This is a genomic window from Streptomyces sp. BBFR51, assembly GCF_044591655.1.
Lineage (GTDB): Bacteria > Actinomycetota > Actinomycetes > Streptomycetales > Streptomycetaceae > Streptomyces.
The window spans coordinates 1,115,640-1,132,136 of record NZ_CP172448.1 but is presented as its reverse complement, the minus strand read 5'-3'; the positions used below and the strand labels follow the sequence as shown (position 1 = coordinate 1,132,136).

General features: G+C 65.7%; 13 protein-coding genes and 3 pseudogenes. 2 read left to right on the top strand and 14 right to left on the bottom strand.

Annotated features, from left to right (window positions below; genetic code table 11):
• Positions 1-30: 30 nt before the first annotated feature.
• Complete coding sequence (locus tag ACGH7X_RS05200) at positions 31-1,233, top strand: IS110 family transposase (RefSeq protein ID WP_399882081.1); 1,203 nt, start codon at positions 31-33, stop codon at positions 1,231-1,233.
• 345 nt (positions 1,234-1,578) lie between these two features.
• On the opposite strand, the gene ACGH7X_RS05195 is transcribed toward ACGH7X_RS05200, so the two are convergent.
• Both ACGH7X_RS05195 and ACGH7X_RS05190 read right to left on the bottom strand, forming a co-directional pair.
• Positions 1,579-2,451: a BTAD domain-containing putative transcriptional regulator gene (locus ACGH7X_RS05195; protein WP_399882079.1), complete on the bottom strand. Its 873-nt coding sequence runs from the start codon at positions 2,449-2,451 to the stop codon at positions 1,579-1,581.
• Positions 2,452-2,750: 299 nt separating this feature from the next.
• Positions 2,751-3,085: pseudogene (locus ACGH7X_RS05190) on the bottom strand (transposase); the annotation flags it as partial.
• Between ACGH7X_RS05190 and ACGH7X_RS05185 the strand changes: the two are divergent.
• A pseudogene (locus ACGH7X_RS05185) lies at positions 3,001-3,288 on the top strand (transposase family protein); the annotation flags it as partial. The pseudogenes ACGH7X_RS05190 and ACGH7X_RS05185 overlap by 85 nt on opposite strands.
• Positions 3,289-3,799: 511 nt before the next feature.
• Here ACGH7X_RS05185 and ACGH7X_RS05180 read toward each other — a convergent pair.
• The 12 genes and pseudogenes from ACGH7X_RS05180 to ACGH7X_RS05125 all read right to left on the bottom strand — a co-directional run bounded on the left by ACGH7X_RS05180 (position 3,800) and on the right by ACGH7X_RS05125 (position 16,430).
• Positions 3,800-4,060 carry a hypothetical protein gene (locus ACGH7X_RS05180; protein ID WP_399897755.1) on the bottom strand — a complete coding sequence of 87 codons (261 nt, stop codon included), beginning with the start codon at positions 4,058-4,060 and terminating at the stop codon, positions 3,800-3,802.
• Positions 3,976-4,245 carry a group II intron maturase-specific domain-containing protein gene (locus tag ACGH7X_RS05175; RefSeq protein WP_399882077.1) on the bottom strand — a complete coding sequence of 90 codons (270 nt, stop codon included), beginning with the start codon at positions 4,243-4,245 and terminating at the stop codon, positions 3,976-3,978. The genes ACGH7X_RS05180 and ACGH7X_RS05175 overlap by 85 nt, the downstream gene beginning before the upstream one ends.
• Before the next feature lie 226 nt (positions 4,246-4,471).
• Positions 4,472-5,174 (bottom strand): annotated as a pseudogene (locus ACGH7X_RS05170) (transposase family protein); the annotation flags it as partial.
• 302 nt (positions 5,175-5,476) lie between these two features.
• Complete coding sequence (locus ACGH7X_RS05165; RefSeq protein WP_399882075.1) at positions 5,477-6,721, bottom strand: MFS transporter; 1,245 nt, start codon at positions 6,719-6,721, stop codon at positions 5,477-5,479.
• Entirely contained in the window at positions 6,718-8,445 is a 1,728-nt protein-coding gene (locus ACGH7X_RS05160; protein ID WP_399882073.1) for a gamma-glutamyltransferase family protein, read from the bottom strand. Before ACGH7X_RS05160 ends, ACGH7X_RS05165 begins: the two co-directional genes overlap by 4 nt.
• 679 nt (positions 8,446-9,124) lie before the next feature.
• Positions 9,125-9,697, bottom strand: coding sequence for a winged helix-turn-helix domain-containing protein (locus ACGH7X_RS05155; protein WP_399882071.1), 573 nt, complete (start codon positions 9,695-9,697; stop codon positions 9,125-9,127).
• A gap of 352 nt (positions 9,698-10,049) precedes the next feature.
• Entirely contained in the window at positions 10,050-11,111 is a 1,062-nt protein-coding gene (locus ACGH7X_RS05150) for a TauD/TfdA family dioxygenase (RefSeq protein WP_399882069.1), read from the bottom strand.
• A gap of 166 nt (positions 11,112-11,277) precedes the next feature.
• A complete protein-coding gene (locus tag ACGH7X_RS05145) occupies positions 11,278-11,487 on the bottom strand; it encodes an MbtH family protein (RefSeq protein ID WP_399896797.1) in 210 nt (69 codons plus the stop codon).
• Positions 11,488-11,503: 16 nt separating this feature from the next.
• Positions 11,504-13,759 carry a lantibiotic dehydratase gene (locus ACGH7X_RS05140; protein WP_399882067.1) on the bottom strand — a complete coding sequence of 752 codons (2,256 nt, stop codon included), beginning with the start codon at positions 13,757-13,759 and terminating at the stop codon, positions 11,504-11,506.
• Positions 13,756-14,529 (bottom strand): aspartyl/asparaginyl beta-hydroxylase domain-containing protein, encoded by a 774-nt coding sequence (locus ACGH7X_RS05135; RefSeq protein WP_399882065.1) that lies wholly within the window; start codon positions 14,527-14,529, stop codon positions 13,756-13,758. Before ACGH7X_RS05135 ends, ACGH7X_RS05140 begins: the two co-directional genes overlap by 4 nt.
• The gene (locus tag ACGH7X_RS05130; protein ID WP_399882063.1) at positions 14,513-15,673 is read right to left on the bottom strand and encodes an Ldh family oxidoreductase; all 1,161 of its coding nucleotides are present in this window, start codon (positions 15,671-15,673) and stop codon (positions 14,513-14,515) included. Before ACGH7X_RS05130 ends, ACGH7X_RS05135 begins: the two co-directional genes overlap by 17 nt.
• Positions 15,654-16,430: an aspartyl/asparaginyl beta-hydroxylase domain-containing protein gene (locus ACGH7X_RS05125; protein ID WP_399882061.1), complete on the bottom strand. Its 777-nt coding sequence runs from the start codon at positions 16,428-16,430 to the stop codon at positions 15,654-15,656. Before ACGH7X_RS05125 ends, ACGH7X_RS05130 begins: the two co-directional genes overlap by 20 nt.
• Between the last annotated feature and the right edge of the window lie 67 nt (positions 16,431-16,497).

Sequence of the window (16,497 nt, the reverse complement as noted above, 5' to 3'; positions counted from 1 at the left end):
CCAGCCGTGCCAAAGGAAGTGGAGAGCACGATGTTCGACACCGGCGACGTGGACGTCTTCCTCGGCCTGGACGTCGGCAAGACCGCCCATCACGGCCATGGACTGACCCCGGCCGGCAAGAAGGTCTTCGACAAGCCCCTGCCCAACAGCGAGCCGAAGCTGCGGGCCGTCTTCGACAAGCTGGCCGCGAAGTTCGGCACCGTCCTGCTGGTCGTGGACCAGCCCGCCTCTATCGGAGCCCTGCCGCTGACCGTCGCAAGAGACGCGGGCTGCAAGGTCGCCTACCTGCCGGGCCTGGCGATGCGGCGGATCGCCGACCTCTACCCGGGCGAGGCCAAGACCGACGCGAAGGACGCCGCGGTCATCGCGGACGCCGCCCGCACCATGCCCCACACCCTGCGGTCCCTGGAACTCACCGACGAGATCACCGCCGAGCTGACCGTCCTCGTCGGCTTCGACCAGGACCTCGCGGCCGAGGCCACCCGCACCTCCAACCGCATACGCGGTCTGCTCACCCAATTCCACCCCAGCCTGGAACGCGCCCTCGGCCCACGCCTGGACCACCAGGCCGTCACCTGGCTGCTGGAACGCTACGGCTCCCCCGCCGCACTGCGAAAAGCCGGACGCCGCAGGCTCGTTGACGGAATCCGGCCCAAGGCCCCGCGCATGGCCCAGCGGCTGATCGACGAGATCTTCGACGCGCTCGACGAGCAGACCGTCGTCGTTCCCGGCACCGGCACGCTCGACATCGTCGTCCCGTCGCTGGCCCGCTCGCTCGCGGCTGTTCACGAACAGCGCCGAGCTCTGGAAGCACAGATCGGGCAGCTGTTGGAGAAGCACCCTCTTTCCCAGGTCCTGATCTCGATGCCGGGGATCGCGATCAGGACCGCTGCCACCTTGCTGGTCACCGTCGGCGACGGCACCAGCTTCCCCACCGCCGCCCACCTGGCCTCCTACGCCGGCCTCGCACCCGCGACAAAGTCGTCGGGAACCTCGATCCACGGCGAACACGCACCACGAGGCGGCAACCGGCAGCTCAAACGCGCGATGTTCTTATCCGCGTTCGCCGCCCTGCACGATCCCGCCTCCCGGACCTACTACGACCGATGCCGAGCCAGAGGAAAGACCCACACGCAGGCTCTTCTCCGCCTCGCCCGACAGCGGATCAGCGTGCTGTTCGCGATGCTCCGAGACGGCACTTTCTACGAACACCGAACCCCACGCCTCGCTTGACGAAAGACATAGAGGCACCCCCCCCCGCCGCGCTTCGAAAACCGCCCGCATCGACGGCATCCGCCACCCCCCACGACCTCTCGCCCGGCAACAGACCGAGACTCCCGCGGCAGCAGCTACTTCATGCCTGACCAACGAAGACGTCACACGAGGCTCGGAAAGAGAACTTCCTCGCAGATCGGGGGCGCAGGGGCTTGCGCAAGGCGGCCGATCAAACGGCGGTACACCTTCGTGTCGTGCCGGCACATCGCTCATCCAGCAGGGCGGGGGAAAAGGTCGGCTGACAAGCTCCGAACCTATCCGGGGACCTTTGCCGAGGTCTCCTGGGTGCGGTCGGTACTGTCGTCACCCGCGCCGCTGCGGATGTCCGGTGCCCCGAGACCCTTCGATGGGTTCGAAGGACAGGTCGAACGCATTGGGCTGTATTGCCGCGAATGTTGCCGCAACGCCAGGCCCGTCTGCAAGCACTGCAGTGTGAAGATGCTGAAGGTCGGGTGACGGCTCGATTCCTAGCGTATCGACGAAAATTTTCCGTGAGGTCCGGTAGACATCTAGGGCGTCAGCGCGACGTCCCGACCGATACAGCGCCAGCATCAAATAGCCGCACATCCTCTCGCGAGTCGGATTGTCGACGAGCGCCATTTCCAGCTCGCCGACGAGTTCACGGTGACGCCCCATGACCAGCAGCAGCTCAATGTATTCCTCGTAGGCGCACCAACGCTGCTCGTTCAGCCAGGTCGCTCGCGCCTGTAAGTATCTGCTAGTTAGGCCGGACAACGCCGGCCCCTGCCAGGCTTGAAGCGCCTGCAGGTACGCCGATTCCGCCTCGTCGTGCCGCTGGTGGTGCATCCGAGCGGTGTGAGCGGTGTACCGCAGCGATCTGAAAGTGTCGAAGTCGAGCGAATCTTCCGCCCTTTTCAGTGAGTAGCCAGTGACGTGGGTCTCTATCAGGGCGTTGTGTCCAAGCCGGGCGAATGCGCGCCGAAGCATGGAGATGCATGCCTGGACCTGTTTGCGCGCTGTCGGCGGGGCATCGTCCCAGATCGACTCGATGAGCTGATCGACGCTGACAACGTTGTTGGAGTGGAGAAGAAGGACCGCCAGGACGGCCCGCTGCCGGGGGGACTGGAACTCCACTTCCTCTCCGTCGATAAGGGCTTCGACGGGACCGAGCACGCGAAAATATATGTCTCCGGGCGTACGACTGACGTCTGTCATTGGGCCGCTCCTCCGGATGTGGGTGAGCTGACGGGCGGGAATCAGCATGTGCGCTGCATGACGCGGGCATCGAAAAGCGCCTGACAGAAACCACAACGCGCTTGTCACGGCCCAGGTACGGAGTACTGGTGGGCAGACGCGACCGCATGAGAGCCAAGGGAATCGGTACCCAGCGAGAGTGCCGCCAAGGGGCCATTCTGTGGGATGTGCAGGGACACGTGCCCAGCACCTGGACTGTGGCGGCTCTTGAGCAACGGACAATGCTCCAGGTCCTCCTGCCAGCACGATGTCGACGGGCATCGTTGGATGGGGATGGCCGGTATAGCTCCCCCTTTCAGGACCCGCTTGTTGACCGAGCCGATCGCGCACCCGGACCAGTCCAGCTCGCGGCGGGGCCCGAGTTCGTTGAGGAGGAGGCGGTGGAGTTTGCCCACACCCTTGCCTTCGTCCACTCGGTGAAGCGTCGGTGAGCCGTCGCGGCGGACTGCCCGAACGACACGGTCGGCAACTGCTGCCACGTGCGGCCCGAGGCCGCCACCAAGGCGATGGCTGCCGGCACCTTGCGGTCGCCGTGCCGACGTCGGCCGCCGCCCTGGGGCTGAGACAGCGCCTCCGGCACAACCCGCTGGAACAGCTCTCACGACTCTGCTTGTTGCGGCGTACTGGCGCGCAAACTTGACGACGCATCAGGTTGCTCCGCTGTTCGGCATCTCGAAGTCGGCAGCGAATCGGATCACCGACCACCTGGGACCCTTGCTCGCGCTCCAGACGCGCAGACGGTTCCGCAAGGACAGTGTCCTGATTTTGGACGGTACGCTGGTGCCCACCCGCGACCACGACGGCGTCCACCACGCCGTGCTCGGCATCGCCCGCCCGCACAACCTCACCCTCGCTGGACAAGCGAATGGCCAGCGCAGCAGCCAGCCTTGCTCCCACCAAATTCAAGATCATTACGGGACAACCCTTTAGTGTGCCGTTTCTATCCGCGGTCTGAGCTGGCGTGATGCAGGCAGAAGATGGCTGGGACAAGGCCCGTGGTGGGTGTGTGACACCCCTTCCTCTCGCTTCGTCCAAGGATTTTAAGGGTTGTCGTAGGACTCGGACTTTGTCATCTGTGCAGGGAACCTTGTCAGTGGTGCACCGTCTCAAGGTCGTGCCGTATCAGGCGGGAAGACTTTGGGGGTACCTGTCGAACTGGCAGCCGGGGAGAATTCCGTTCGCCCGTTTTGATCATGGGATGCCGTGCACTCTGGGTTGCGTTGAGGGGGGAGTGGGCGCGTCGGCCGCTGGCGATGTTGGTCCAGCCGGCTCGACCGGAGGGTCGTGCGGGGCAGGTCGCGCAAGGCGCTCATGACGGCACGGCCGGGGCGTGGCGACGTCGGACCTGGCCGGCGTCCTCGGCCAAGGTGACGTCCTTGGTCCTCAGGTGGTGGTCCGGGCTGGTCGCGCGGACCACGGGGTGGGGGATGGTGTTGCCCCGGTAGTGGTATCGCTGGATGGGTACCTTCGCGGAGTTGAACAGGTTCACGCCGTCGGCGGTGAAGCCCCATCGGTTGCGGGGGTTGCCGAAGGTGCGGACGATCCATCTCCAGTTCCGGCGCCGGGGCATCGGCGGAGCCACTTCCACACTCGGTGCCACAGGTAGTGTTCCAGCTCACTGGAAGTGATCTCGGATGCGGCGTGGCGGAAGTAGGTGGTCCAGCCCCGCAGTGCCTGTCCCAGGAGGACGAAGATCGTGCGGGGGTCGTGCCGTCCGGTTGTCAGCGCCTTGACCTTGGACTTGACCGATTTCACGGCCTTGTCTCCAAGATGGGTATAGACCAAGCGGCGGCTGGAGCCCAGGGGGTGTGGCGTTGATGTGCCGGCCCAGGAACTCGAAGCCGTCGTCTATGCGGACGGTTCGGGTCTTGTCCTCGGCGGGGCGTAGCCCGATGGTGGCGGCTGTGCCTGCGACGTCGTCGCGGAGCGCTTCAGCGTGCACCGGATGCCGAATACCATCACTGAGCCTCCACTCCAAGGGGGTGAGGATGGCCTTGGTGATTGACGTCATGCGGTTGGGGCTGCATCGGGACCTGCGGAAGATGCGCCAGGACTTCAGGTTCGCGACGCCGCGTTCGACGGGTGCTCTCGCTGCGGCCAGTGCCTGGTTGAGGTCTGTTCGGTGGGGGTGAGCCCCTGTAGGGCTTGCGCTTGATGCCGCTGGTCAGCCCACGGGCCAGCGCCTTGGTAGGCGAGATCAGCGGCGCTCGCAGATTCGGATGATCTGCTGGGGACGGGCGGCGGTCAGGTCGTGGGTGCGCCCCGGCAGGGCGGGCGAGAGCCACAGCAGTCGGCCGCCGGAGTCGGTCACGACCTGCACGTTCACGCCGTGGCGCCGGTGTTCGTGGGAGTAGTCGGCCCGGCCGTCGCCGACCCGGTCGCGCTCGGCGAGGGTCCCGTCGAGCAGGACGACGTCGGGTTCGTGCTCGCACAGCGTCTTCAGCAGACCCGGCGCGCGTTCGGCGAGCAGGTCGACGACCGCGCTGGTGTAGGCGTGGGCGGTGGACTCGCTGGTCCCGAACTCGGTGGCGATCTTCGCCAGAGTGGTGGGCTCGCGCAGGTACACCAGTGCCACCGTCGCGCGCTTAGACGGACGGAGCTTGCAGCGCCGGTCGCCTCACGGGTGGTGATCAGCATGGTGACCCACTCCACGAGTGCATGCGGGGATCGAGTGCGGCAGGATGGAATGACCAACGAGGCCCCCGAGCAACGTGATTGAGACGTCAGACATCTCGATCAACAGCCCGGGGGCCTCGCTCGTTGCGCTTCACAGTCATCATCCGATCGGCGGCCAACTCGAAGAAGCTCACTGCGAGTTCGTCGGCGCATCGGGCGAGCCGGTAGGTCGCGCCTCCTTCGCTGCGGTGATGACACCGGTGCCATTCCTTGGAAGGCTGTGTCGTTTCTCGTCGAAGTGCCCGTCGATCACGCCCAAGGCGATGTTCGCGGGGCCTTGACCGGTGACCTCCAATTAACTTGAGAAGAGTCAGATCTGGCGAATGGTCGGCGTCAGCAGACAGAAGGCCGCCCCCAGCAGGGTGATGACAGCGAATGCTATAAACACAGGTCCAAGGCCGACGGCCGCCACAGCCGCTCCAAAAACAGGGTAAGTGAGCGGGCCCATGCCGAAGCTCGCCAGACTGAGCAGGGACATGATGCGTCCCAGATATGCCGGATCGGTTTCGGCCTGGATGAAGGCAAAGGCAAGCCCTCCGTTCAGGCCGAGCGTAAGTCCGGTCGCCCCTCCCAGAAGCACGGCGGCGGGAAGGGACGGTACAAATGCAAAGAAGCCTATCGTCGCCGACCCGAGAATCAGGCTTGCTATGTAGGAGAGCCCCGCTTTCGGTATTTTCCCCAGGATGGTGAGAAGGAGTGCACTCGCGCCTGCTCCCACGGCGGCGGCACTGATGATCCAGCCGGCACCGGATGCTCCCCACCCATGCTCTTTCGCGAGTAGGAGGAAGCCGATGTTGAGCGGGGCGATGCTGCCCAACTCGACCAGAGCGAGGGTGATGACGATCGTGCGGATTACCGGTCGTCTATAGGCATAACGCAATCCGTCGCGGAGTTCGCGCCACATGTCGGGCTTGGCAGCCTCTTCCGCCGTCTCCACGAAAGAAGCAGAAGACGCAGGGGGGATGAGTTTTACGGAAATCAAGAGGGGGAGCGATAGGGCGAACAAGCCGGCGACCGTGGCAAAAGCCGCGACCGGGCCGCCGACCGCCATCATCATTCCCGCAAGCGGTGACCCCACCGTGTTGCCAAGGCGGACGGCGAGCGCCCGCATTCCCTGCACGCGTACGAGTTGATCCCGCCGTGTGATCATCGGTGGGAGTGCTCCGACGGCCGGCATGAAGAGCGCGTCAACGATACCGAACGCCAGTGCGACTCCGATGAGCAGGCCCAGACTGGTGGGCGCCGCTAGCAGGAAGACCACTGTCGCCAGAGCGGCCAGGCAGCGAACGGCATCACTGCTTATCACTACCAGGCGTGGACCGAACCGGTCCGCCACCACGCCTCCGCCGAGCATCAGGATGGCGCGCGGCACCGCGCCGACGGCGATGACCAGTCCGACTTCGGATGGACCGGCGATCTCGCTGGTGGTCCATCCCAGCGCCAGTACAAAGGCGGTGTCCCCGATCACGGAGGCGGCGTATGCGGACAACCAGCGCAGGACGTTGGGGTCGCGGTACGCTGGTTTCGCATTACCAGGCAAGACAAGCTTGGTCATGATGGATACTCTTCGATAATCCGACCTTGACGGCGCCATATTTCTTCGGTCGAGGAAATTTCATGCGATTTGGGCAATTCAGCCCGATCGGTAACTTCACTGGAGACCCTGCGATCCGGAGCCTGGTAGTCATGCGACTCCCACCCGTCGCGCAGAATCAAGGTCACCGCGGCTCCGTCGGAGCGCGGGTCCGCGGCCGCGGAAAACCCGTCGGGCCGACGTCGCACGATCTGGCCGTGCCCCACCGCGTCGTCGTTGCGCCGGACAACCGGAAAGCCCGCACTGCCAAGGGTGTCGACCGTCTCCGCAGGAACCTCGTGCTCGGCGACGATCGTCCCGGTAAGGTCTCCTGGGGTCCGTCCGGTGACGGCCCACCGTGGGCGGTGAAGGACGTCGGCCGCGTCCATCCCGGCCCTGAGGTACGCGGCGAACTGTGCGTGAATCTGTGGCTGTGCGAGCCCGCCCATGGTTCCGTGTGCTCCCGTGATCTCACCGCCGCTGCGGGTGATGACCGGCAGGAGCGTATGCGCCGGGCGTTTCCCCCCTTGTAGGTAATTGGGTGATGTCGGATCGAGGGAAAATGCGGAGCCGCGATTGTGCGCAACAATTCCCGTCGCTGCATCGAGTAGCCCGGAACCGAAGCTTTGGAAGAGGCTCTGGATCAGAGAGACGGCATATCCTTCGTCGTCCGCCGAGACAACTGCCGCAGTGTCCCCGGTGGAGCGGGGAGCCGAGGTGATACGCGGCGAAAGTTGCGGAGCGTCACATGAAAGTTCCGCGATCCGCTTGTCGCTTAGTAGGTACTCGATGTCGACGGGGGCGCATCGGGGGTCCGCAAGGTAGGCGGCACGATCATCCGCAGCCGCCTGGAACACGCGTGCACACACCTTCGCGGCGGAGTCGAAGGGGTCGGAGACTGAGGAATGGACGTCGAGCGCACCAAGGATCTGCAACAAATGCACCCCCTGGGAATTTGGGGGAGCGGTGAGGTACTCCTCTCCGCCGAATACCCTCCCGATCGGCGCCGTGATCTCTGTATCGTGCCGGGTCAGATCCCAGGTGCTCAATGCAGCGCCATGCCCGCGCAGGAAGGCGACGAGGGCCTTTCCGACATCACCGCTGTACAGGGCGGAGGCATGTGTTTCCGCGATGGCGGCAAGCGTTCTCGCGAGGGCCGGCTGCGTCAGGACGGAGTTGACCGCCGGCGGCACCCCGTCGGGATAGAACACCGCCCGCATACCGGGGTCCCGCCCGAGGAGTTCCTGTCCGTGGGAGAGCACATGAGCCAAACCTGGCGATACGGGAACCCCCTCTGTGGCACATGCGACAGCGAAGTCGAACAGTCGAGGGAAGGGTAGGCGCCCCGCGAGCCGGGACAAGGTGGCCCAGCCAGCGGCGGCTCCCGGTACTGTCACCGTATCCGGCCCTCTGGATGGCATTGACCCGACGGTTGCCAAATCGCCGAGAACGACCCCCGCAGGCGCCGCTCCGGTGGCGTTGACCGCCAGGACCCGCCCGTCGGGCACAGCCACGAGTGCCATCAAGTCACCGCCGACGCCACACTGGTGGGGGTAGACGACCGACAGGGTGATAGCGGCGGCCACCGCGGCGTCCACCGCGTTTCCCCCTTGTTCCACGACGCATTTTCCTGCGTGCGTTGCCAGTCCATGAGGGCTGGCCAGACCCAGGCCAGGTCGCCCAGAAGGGCGTTGTACCGAGCTCATCAAAGGACCATCCTCTCTGCAGGCACGGGAGGAGTTGTGACCTCTGGGGCTCGGTGGGCGCACGACGTGCCGCACGAGCTGCTCTGCGGCCCGGGTGAGTTGCGTCCGGGCCGAGGCCGTCCGGTCGGCTTCAGGGACACGCCCCACAGAGGCCCCACAGAGCACCGGTCAATGCTCCCGGCAGAGGTCCGCGCCGCCGAGCAGGTGTCTGGCGCACGGCACAAGAGTGTCTCACTCGTGTTCACCGAATGAGACCGGGCGACCGGGGCCCACAAGGGGACGATCATGGACAGCACCGGTGCCTCCGGCGGGCCTCTGGCACGCGGCGAATGGCCACGCCCGCCTCGCCGTCGTGGCCCACGCCGCCAACAGCCGGCACGCCGGGAGCTGGGCCGCGAGTATCCGCAACAGCGTCCGCGCGGGCAAGGAACGCCGCCCGCGCGCTCCCCGGATCCTCGCGTGCTCCTGGTTGCGAATGACGTGTGCTCAGCGCACCGCAAACCGCTGCCGCCCCGAGCCCCGCCATGCTGGCAGCAAGGTCAACCATGGTTCGCAGATGACTCCGACGACGGAGAGGCTGACTCAAAGAACTCACAGCGCATCCACCTGTCGAAATCGGTGACCGCAGACCGGTCATGTCACGTCTCCTCAATCCGCAACGCGCCGGGCAGCGCATCGCCTACGAGTTCGTCTCATTACGACGGTTGCGGAATGCGACGCGCAGTACAGTTACCGGCTCCGCGCCCACGGGGCGCTGAGACCGGTCGTCGAACCGCCCGCCGTACGGCTCGAGGAGCTTCGAGATCCGTTCCCCCAACTCGGCAAGCTCCGCAGCTGTCAGGTAGACGACTTCGTCGCCGAACTGCTCGGCCTTGCGCCACTCGCTGGGCAGTTGCCGCCGGGTCTTCAGCGCGTGCGTCATCGTCTGGAAGTAGTTCTCGGCGAGAGCTGCGTTGAGCTCCGCTGCGGCTTCCGCGGAGGCGTCGTCCTCAGAAGTGCCCGACCAGTCCGTTTGTAGAGCCGTCGCCCGCCAGGGCTTCTCCCGCCCGTGCCCGCCCTCGCTTTCTTCCACCAGGCCGTACTTCGCGAGCATGCGCAGGTGGTATGAGCAACTGGCGACCGATTCACCGGTGAGCTCCGCCGCCTGGGTGGCGGTGAAAGGGCCCTGGACACGGAGCAATCCGACGAGCTTCAGCCGAATCGGGTGAGCGTAGGCGCGCAAGGCGTGGGGGTCGGTGAGATGGACCGACATCTTCGATGACTGCGGAGTGCTGCGCCTATCTGATGACATAAAGATAAAGATACCTTTCTAAAGGCATCTATACAAGTGGAGTGCTCCTGGCTCGAAGACGCCCCCGACACGGCAGCTGTAATCCCTGATCTTCCACCAGGTGACACCTGCCCCTGGCGGGGACGGGGCGATTGACGCCGACAGTCGACCGAGGGGGCCGGATGCCTGAACCACACCGGGTCGACTGGAAGCTCGAACCTGTCTCGTCCTGCGGAGAGTAGGGACCGGGCAGGCTCTTTCAGCCCTGTGTCAGGCACTCTACGAGCCAAGGCTCCCCAGGGCTTCTCCTTGCTGAGCACGCAAAGGAGCGGCGTCAGGCATCGGCTACGGAGAGCTCCGTGTGGCTTAGCATGTCGCCGAGTGCCACGATGACCTTGCGTGGACCGGTAAACGGACGGCGTGAGTGGGCGACCAGCATGTTGTCGATGGCCAGTACATCACCCGTCTGCCAGGTGAACGCGACGGCTGTGCGGTCCATGAGCTCCCGTACCTCGGCCACGACATGGTCGTCAATTGGTGCGCCGTCGCCCCAGTAGACGCTGCGGGGCAGGCCTTCCCGGCCGTACAAGCTCTCCAGCCCCTGCCTCGTGTCTTGGTCCAGACACGAGACATGGTGCAGAGCCAGCTGGTTGAAGAACACGGTCTCACCGGTCCTTGGATGCTTCAGCACTGCGTCCGCGACCCGCCACGTGCGCAACGTGGCGTCCGGTGCCCACGAGAACCCGATCCCCGCCTCGGCGCACTTGCGTTCGACTACTGTCCGATCGCTGGTCCCGTAGAACCGCTGCCAGCTCACGTCCAACGATTCGATGAAGTTGCGCACGTACCGGAGCTTTCGCTCGGCGAACTGCGCGCGCAGTTCCGGCCGCATCAGCCGGTACACCTCGCGGCAGTCGACAATCGGAGTCTCGCCGCCGGCCTGCGCGGGCAGCAAGCAGGAGAAGAACTGCCGCATGGGCCAGCTGTCCAAGTGAGAGCTCTCGTTGTGGAACAGGATCGACCTGTCCTCCGGGTATGGCGTGGACTGGTAGATCTGGTCGGAGTCGCCCTCTCTCGGCAGGTCGCCGTACTCGCGGAACAGGGTGGGGCAGATGGCGGACGCCGCGGCCTCGAACTCCGCGACCGATTGCTCGTGGAAACCGCGCAGCAGCAAGGCGCCGTGGCGGTGCAGGTAGGAGTTGACGAGATCACGGTTCTCCCGTAGCCAGCCGGGCAGGTCGGCCCCGTCGACCGAGGGTGTGACCACCAGCGGCATCGTGGGCGCATCAGGCAGGAATCCGGTCCGCACCGGATCGACCGCTGACGGGTTGGTTGGACGCCGCCTGCTGCCGTGTGGCGACTGCAACCTCCACGTCCCGGAGTTTAAGTCGGTCATGGTTCGTCTCCTCGCTTCTTCCTCGGTCTCCACGCGCGGGTGAGCCGCGCGGGATGAGCGGTTCCCTGTCTCCTGTCCCCTGCGGGCTCGCCGGACGATTCGGCGGCGTGGAGGGAGGTGCCGCTCAGCTCGCCGCCGGTCTCCTCCGTAAAGCCGCTGATCCCTCTCAGTCGTCCATTGCCTCGACCAGACTCCTGGGACGCATGTCCGTCCAGTTCGTCTCGATGAACTGGAGGCAGTCCTCGCGGCTGCTCTCGCCGTGGGCAATGGTCCAGCCGTCAGGCAAGGAGATCGACACCGGCCAGAGGGAATGCTGATTCTCGTCGTTCACCAGGACCACGTACTGTGCTTCCGGGTTCTCGAACGGATTCGTCACGTCCATACCTCTGCTCCTATTTCTCTGGCTGATAGCAACCGACGCGCAATTCGCAGGTGTGTCTGCTGTTCCCGTTCCGAACCCAAAGATTCTTCGAGTCGGGCAGCATCTCGACCACCTTTGCCGGTGTTGTGGAGCGTTGCCAGAATCTGGTGAAGAGCTCCACGAGCACCGGGATTCGAAAATCAACGAACACAGGTTTGGGCTCTGCCGCAAACTTGACATACACCTCGTTAGACAGCCCGAATTCCTGCTGTGCCCAGCGGCCCAGGCGCTGGTTGTCGGCCGTCATGGCCCGCCACCGGGCCCTCGGCGGAGGTGGCAGCCACCAGGTTTCTCGGTGCACCACCGTGCGCCCCACCGTGAGCCGCGGCAGGTGGTTCACATGCTCCGGCACGCGACGAAGTCCGTCATCGGGGCCGATGCTGCGTGCCCCGGTGAAGAGGGTGAAGAGGGTCTCGACCTCGTCGCCCCACGACCGCAGCGGAGGCCTGGTCAGCGAAATAGGGCCGAGCGGCTCCGCATGCAGATACAGACGGTCGCCCGTATGCCGCACAGACAAGTCCCGGGCGCGAGCGACCCGGCCCGGGGGGCGTGGGCTGCGGCCGGCGAACTCGACTTCCGGTAGGGCCGGAGCCCGTGCGATCGTCTTGCGCCAGTGCCACATCACCGGATCACAAATGGTTGTGTCGCTCAGACCTGAGACGATGTCGGCGATCTCGCTCGTCAACGCGTCCGCGTTCGGGTGCAGGTCCGTCCACAGCCCCTGCAGCAGTTGGTCGTGCAGCCCGTGCACTTCGCCGATGACCGACAGGAAGTCGCCCCGGTTCAGGGCGTCCTGGTCCGCCGCTCCCAGGAGGATGTCGGCGCCCGCCACACACCAGGTGTCGAAATTGACAGCCCCGGCTCGCTCCCGCCCCCAGGCCAGATCGAGGTTCACGCTTCTACGGTCCGGGTTTTGATGGAGTACGTCGCTGATGGCACACGGTCCGGACTCCAGAATCCGTCGGTCCAGGGCGCGCAGCTGCGCCCCGAAGGCATGGTCGTCCTGTGACCACGCCAGCAACACCTCGTCCAGGGGGACGGTCCGGTCGGGGCCGAAATGATTCAGGAACCAGCGGTCGACTTCGGCGGCACGCGCACGGCGCCGGGCCAAAGGCAGTTCGAACAGGAGGTTGAGAGCGATCTGCAGCTCGTCCTCAAGGTAGTCCCGGACGGGGCCGCCGATGTCGAAGCGCTTCCACGTGTGCAGGCAGTCCTCGAGCAGGATGGCCCGGTCCGTGTAATGCTCGCCCGCTCCCCTGGCCGAGGCGGCACCGGTGATTTCCTCGAAACGCGTGCGGGTGGCGCTCAGAGCGGCCTGGCGTTCACGTAGCCCTTCCGCGCACCGGAACCGCTCACGCAGTCCATCGAGTTCGTTGCATCTGTGCGTCCACCGCGTGTTCGCCTCGCCGGGCAAGGTGGCGACGAAGGCCCGCAGGTGGTGCATCGGTTCCAGCACCCCGACAGGAACATCCACCCCGAAACGGACGAGCCCGTCGGTCTCCAGGCTTCGCAGCAACTCGGCAGCCTCTGTCACGGTGATCCCGAGGGTGTCGGCGCACTCCTGCATGGTGCGTTTGCCATCCACCAGCTTGAAGAGCAGGGACTGAGGCGAGCCCGCTGCCGGTGGCGGCCTGTCGCTCACCTGGATCGGATGATCGACGAAGCGCACACCGCGCAGCAGACCTTCCCGCTCGACGAGGTTGGGGGGCCGTACCGGAACCAGGAAGGGCATCACGTCCGCGTCGGCGGCCATCTGATCGGCAACAACCTCCGCAGCCCAGTGGCTCCAGAACACCGCGCGGCGTGCTTCGGTTCCTTCTTCCCCCTGTTCCAGGGTGAGGGCGCTGTCGTCGGTGAGACGGGCCCAGAAGACGGGACCGAAGAAGCTGGTGCTCTCGTTCTTGGCGCAGAATCGCTGGAGGTACATGGCCGCCAGCCGAGCCTTACGACGGTCGGCGGAGCGGAAGTGCGCCGGATCGGGGTTCTTGGCCAGCCAGCGGTCGAGTTGCTCAAACGCGTCCGGGCTGGACATCATCACCGCCTCGAGGAAGCGGTCGTCGCGGCACACCTCCAGCAGGGCCCGCACACTCTCGGTGATGTCCTGGGCACGCAGGGACTCCAGCGATTCGAAGGGGAAGCCGGTAGTCTTGATCAGTACGTCCTTCGCGATGATCCAGGAACCGGCCGTCTTCGCCTCGGCCGCCCCCACGCCGACGGGCGCTGTCACTTCACATTCCGGTACAGGAATTCTTTCCAGACCTGCATCATGTAGGTCATCGCGGCCTTCTCCGTATCATTGAGATCTGGGTGCCATACGTCGAAGAGCAGGACCGCCCTGATGCCCTCGCTCTTGTTCCACACCTCGTGGTCGAAGGCGTCGTCGAAGGTGAATGCCGCGCCTTCCGTCCAGTCCCGGGTCTCCTCGTGGACCCGCATGGCGCAGTCCTCAGGAACGACCAGGCCGAGATGGCAGCGGACACGGACATTGATGAACCCGCAATGGGGCGCTACGTGCGTACCCGGGTCCATCACGGAGAAGTAGGACATCCCGGCGGAGTCGGCCCCGGGAATACCGGACAGCGTCGCGCTGGTGCGGGGGCAGGACTCCATGTTCCTCTGGTCGACCTGGCCCAGGAGATGGAAGTAGTAAGCGCTCCATCGTCCGCTCCGCGCGAGATTGTGCGAGTTGGGATGCCGCATGATCCCCTCTGCATTCGGGCCGGCTACCCCCCACGCCCTGAGGAATTCTGCCCTGATGTCCGGGTATGCCTGCTCCAGGCCAGGGATCCATGGAAAACGGCTCTTGTCCCACCAGGGGGAAGCCTCCAGCCCGGGGCACAGGATCTCGGGGCGTTGCGGCCCGGTCTCGGTGGAGGGCGTGCGGCTCTCTCCCTCGTCCATGCCGTCGAATATTCTGACCAGCTGTGACCGGTCGGCACCGGTGCGGTCGATCCAGCTCTCCAGATACGGCCGACTGTCCTTAACCCAGGCGGTCATGGTCCGTCTCCTCTGTTGACGACGAGTTCTCGGTACCTCTGCGCCGGCTCGGCATCCTGCCGTAGCCGGTGGCGATCCCCAGACGTGTGCCGAGCTCCTGCAGTGCCCTGTGCGTAGCGTCGGCGAGTCGGATGCCGTGTGTGTGCCTCTGCCTGGCGGCGGCTTCCGGAGCGCCGGGAACCTGGACGTGGCTCGCATTGACCGCTGCGCGGCCCACTGCGGTGGCGGTCTGGGCGACCTGGTGGGCGTACAGGGCGCCGTCGCCGAGGGCTGCGGGGTTGACGACGATCACCGCGACGCCCCCTGCACGGCCCCGGGGGTCGGCCCCGGTTGGTATCTGACTGCCTGCCAGGGTGGGCTCCGAATCGCCGATCATGGCGAGAGAGCCGATCAGGGCGGCGGCCAGCCCCAGGCCGAACCCCTTGTGTCCCGCGGTGTGGCCGCCCAGCGGAAGGAGCCCGCCACCGTTGAAGTATTCCTCCGGGGCCCGGCTGTCCCGGGCGTCCGCGTCGACGATGCATCCTGGAGGAAGGGACTGTCCGTTCTCCCTGGCGACAGTGATCTTCCCTTCGGCCAGCATCGTGGTGGAGACATCGACCACGACGGGTGCCCTGCGTTCTGCCGGAATTCCGATGGCCCAGGGGTTGGCGGCCAGGAAGCGGGTCGAGGTCCCGGGGAGCACGGCTGCTCCCACGGAGTGTCCCGCGGCTCCGACCAGTACGATCGCCACCAGACCGCGTCTCGCCAGATGCTCGGCGTAAGTTCCGAGTCGTCCGGTGTGGCCCGAGTGTCGGACGGCGGCGATCGCCACACCCTGCCGCTCCGCCTGTGCGGCCGCCCACTGGCTGGCAACCATGGTGGAGAAGTGGCCGAAACCCCGAGCGGCGTCGAAGAGCGCGGTGCCCGGACCGTCACGCAAGAGTCGAGGTCGCGCCTGGGGCGCGAGGTCGCCTCGTTCCCACTCGTCGAAGTATTGTGTCAGACGCATGACGCCATGTGACGGGTGCCCGGCCAGGTCGGCGTCGACGAGGTGGTCCGCCACCTCCGTGGCCACGTCGGTATCCGCACCCATGCGGCGGCACACTGCCGTGCTGAAGCTGCGCAGGACGTCGGGCGCGACCGGGTTACCGATTGGCAGGTGCATCGACAGGACCCCTTCCGTCCCCTGCTCTCCCGAGGTGCGATTTCCACAGCCTCATGAGGAAGCTCAGAGCGCGGCATTCGTCCTTACTCAGTTCTGGATGCCAGGTGTCGAGAAGGAGTACGGCGCGCCAGCTGTCTGCGTCGTTGCGGACGGTGTGCTCGAAGGAATCGTCGAAGACCAGGACCTTGCCCTCCTCCCAGCTCCGGGTCTCTGGGCCCACCCGCATGGCACAGTCCGTCGGCACGACCAGGCCGAGGTGTGCGCGAATGCGTGTGTTCGTGAAACCGCAGTGTGGCTTGACCTCGGTGCCCGGCGCCATCCGGGAGAAGTACGCCATGCCGGCCGAAGCGATACCCGGCACCTGCTGAAGTGTCCGTGAGGTGACCGGGCACCGGGCGTGGTGCTCCTCGTAGCGCCGCCCCAGGTTGAAGAAGTGGTAGGTCGTCCACCGGCCGCTGGCCGCCAGCATCCCGGATTCGGGGTGTGCCGACATGGCTGCGGACTCCTCGAGCAGTTCACGGCGGATATCCGGGTAGCCACGTTCCAACTCCTTCACCCACGGGAAGCGGTCGGGGTCGTGCCACGGCCGCGCCTCCAGGCCGGGACACAGGAACGCCGGATTCTGCAACGGGGCACCGCTGCCACCGGAGCCTTTAAGGCCTTCGAAAATCCGCGCCAGTGCGGATTGGTCAATACCGCTCTCGTCGGACCACTGCACGAGCGCGTTCGCGCTCTTGGCGCGCTGCTCCTCATTCATCGAACTCCCTCCCGTAACGCGGCCTCGTCCGAGGTGACTTGGTGTGGGCGTCATCGAACCGTCAGGC

Excerpts from the sequence above, each read along its gene's own strand:
- ACGH7X_RS05160 (WP_399882073.1), bottom strand. The coding sequence starts at position 8,445 with ATGAGCTCGGTACAACGCCCTTCTGGGCGACCTGGCCTGGGTCTGGCC.
- ACGH7X_RS05165 (WP_399882075.1), bottom strand. The coding sequence starts at position 6,721 with ATGACCAAGCTTGTCTTGCCTGGTAATGCGAAACCAGCGTACCGCGAC.
- ACGH7X_RS05195 (WP_399882079.1), bottom strand. The coding sequence starts at position 2,451 with ATGACAGACGTCAGTCGTACGCCCGGAGACATATATTTTCGCGTGCTC.
- ACGH7X_RS05180 (WP_399897755.1), bottom strand. The coding sequence starts at position 4,060 with ATGCCCCGGCGCCGGAACTGGAGATGGATCGTCCGCACCTTCGGCAAC.
- ACGH7X_RS05135 (WP_399882065.1), bottom strand. The coding sequence starts at position 14,529 with ATGACCGCCTGGGTTAAGGACAGTCGGCCGTATCTGGAGAGCTGGATC.
- ACGH7X_RS05200 (WP_399882081.1), top strand. The coding sequence starts at position 31 with ATGTTCGACACCGGCGACGTGGACGTCTTCCTCGGCCTGGACGTCGGC.
- ACGH7X_RS05150 (WP_399882069.1), bottom strand. The coding sequence starts at position 11,111 with ATGACCGACTTAAACTCCGGGACGTGGAGGTTGCAGTCGCCACACGGC.
- ACGH7X_RS05130 (WP_399882063.1), bottom strand. The coding sequence starts at position 15,673 with ATGCACCTGCCAATCGGTAACCCGGTCGCGCCCGACGTCCTGCGCAGC.
- ACGH7X_RS05155 (WP_399882071.1), bottom strand. The coding sequence starts at position 9,697 with ATGTCGGTCCATCTCACCGACCCCCACGCCTTGCGCGCCTACGCTCAC.
- ACGH7X_RS05125 (WP_399882061.1), bottom strand. The coding sequence starts at position 16,430 with ATGAATGAGGAGCAGCGCGCCAAGAGCGCGAACGCGCTCGTGCAGTGG.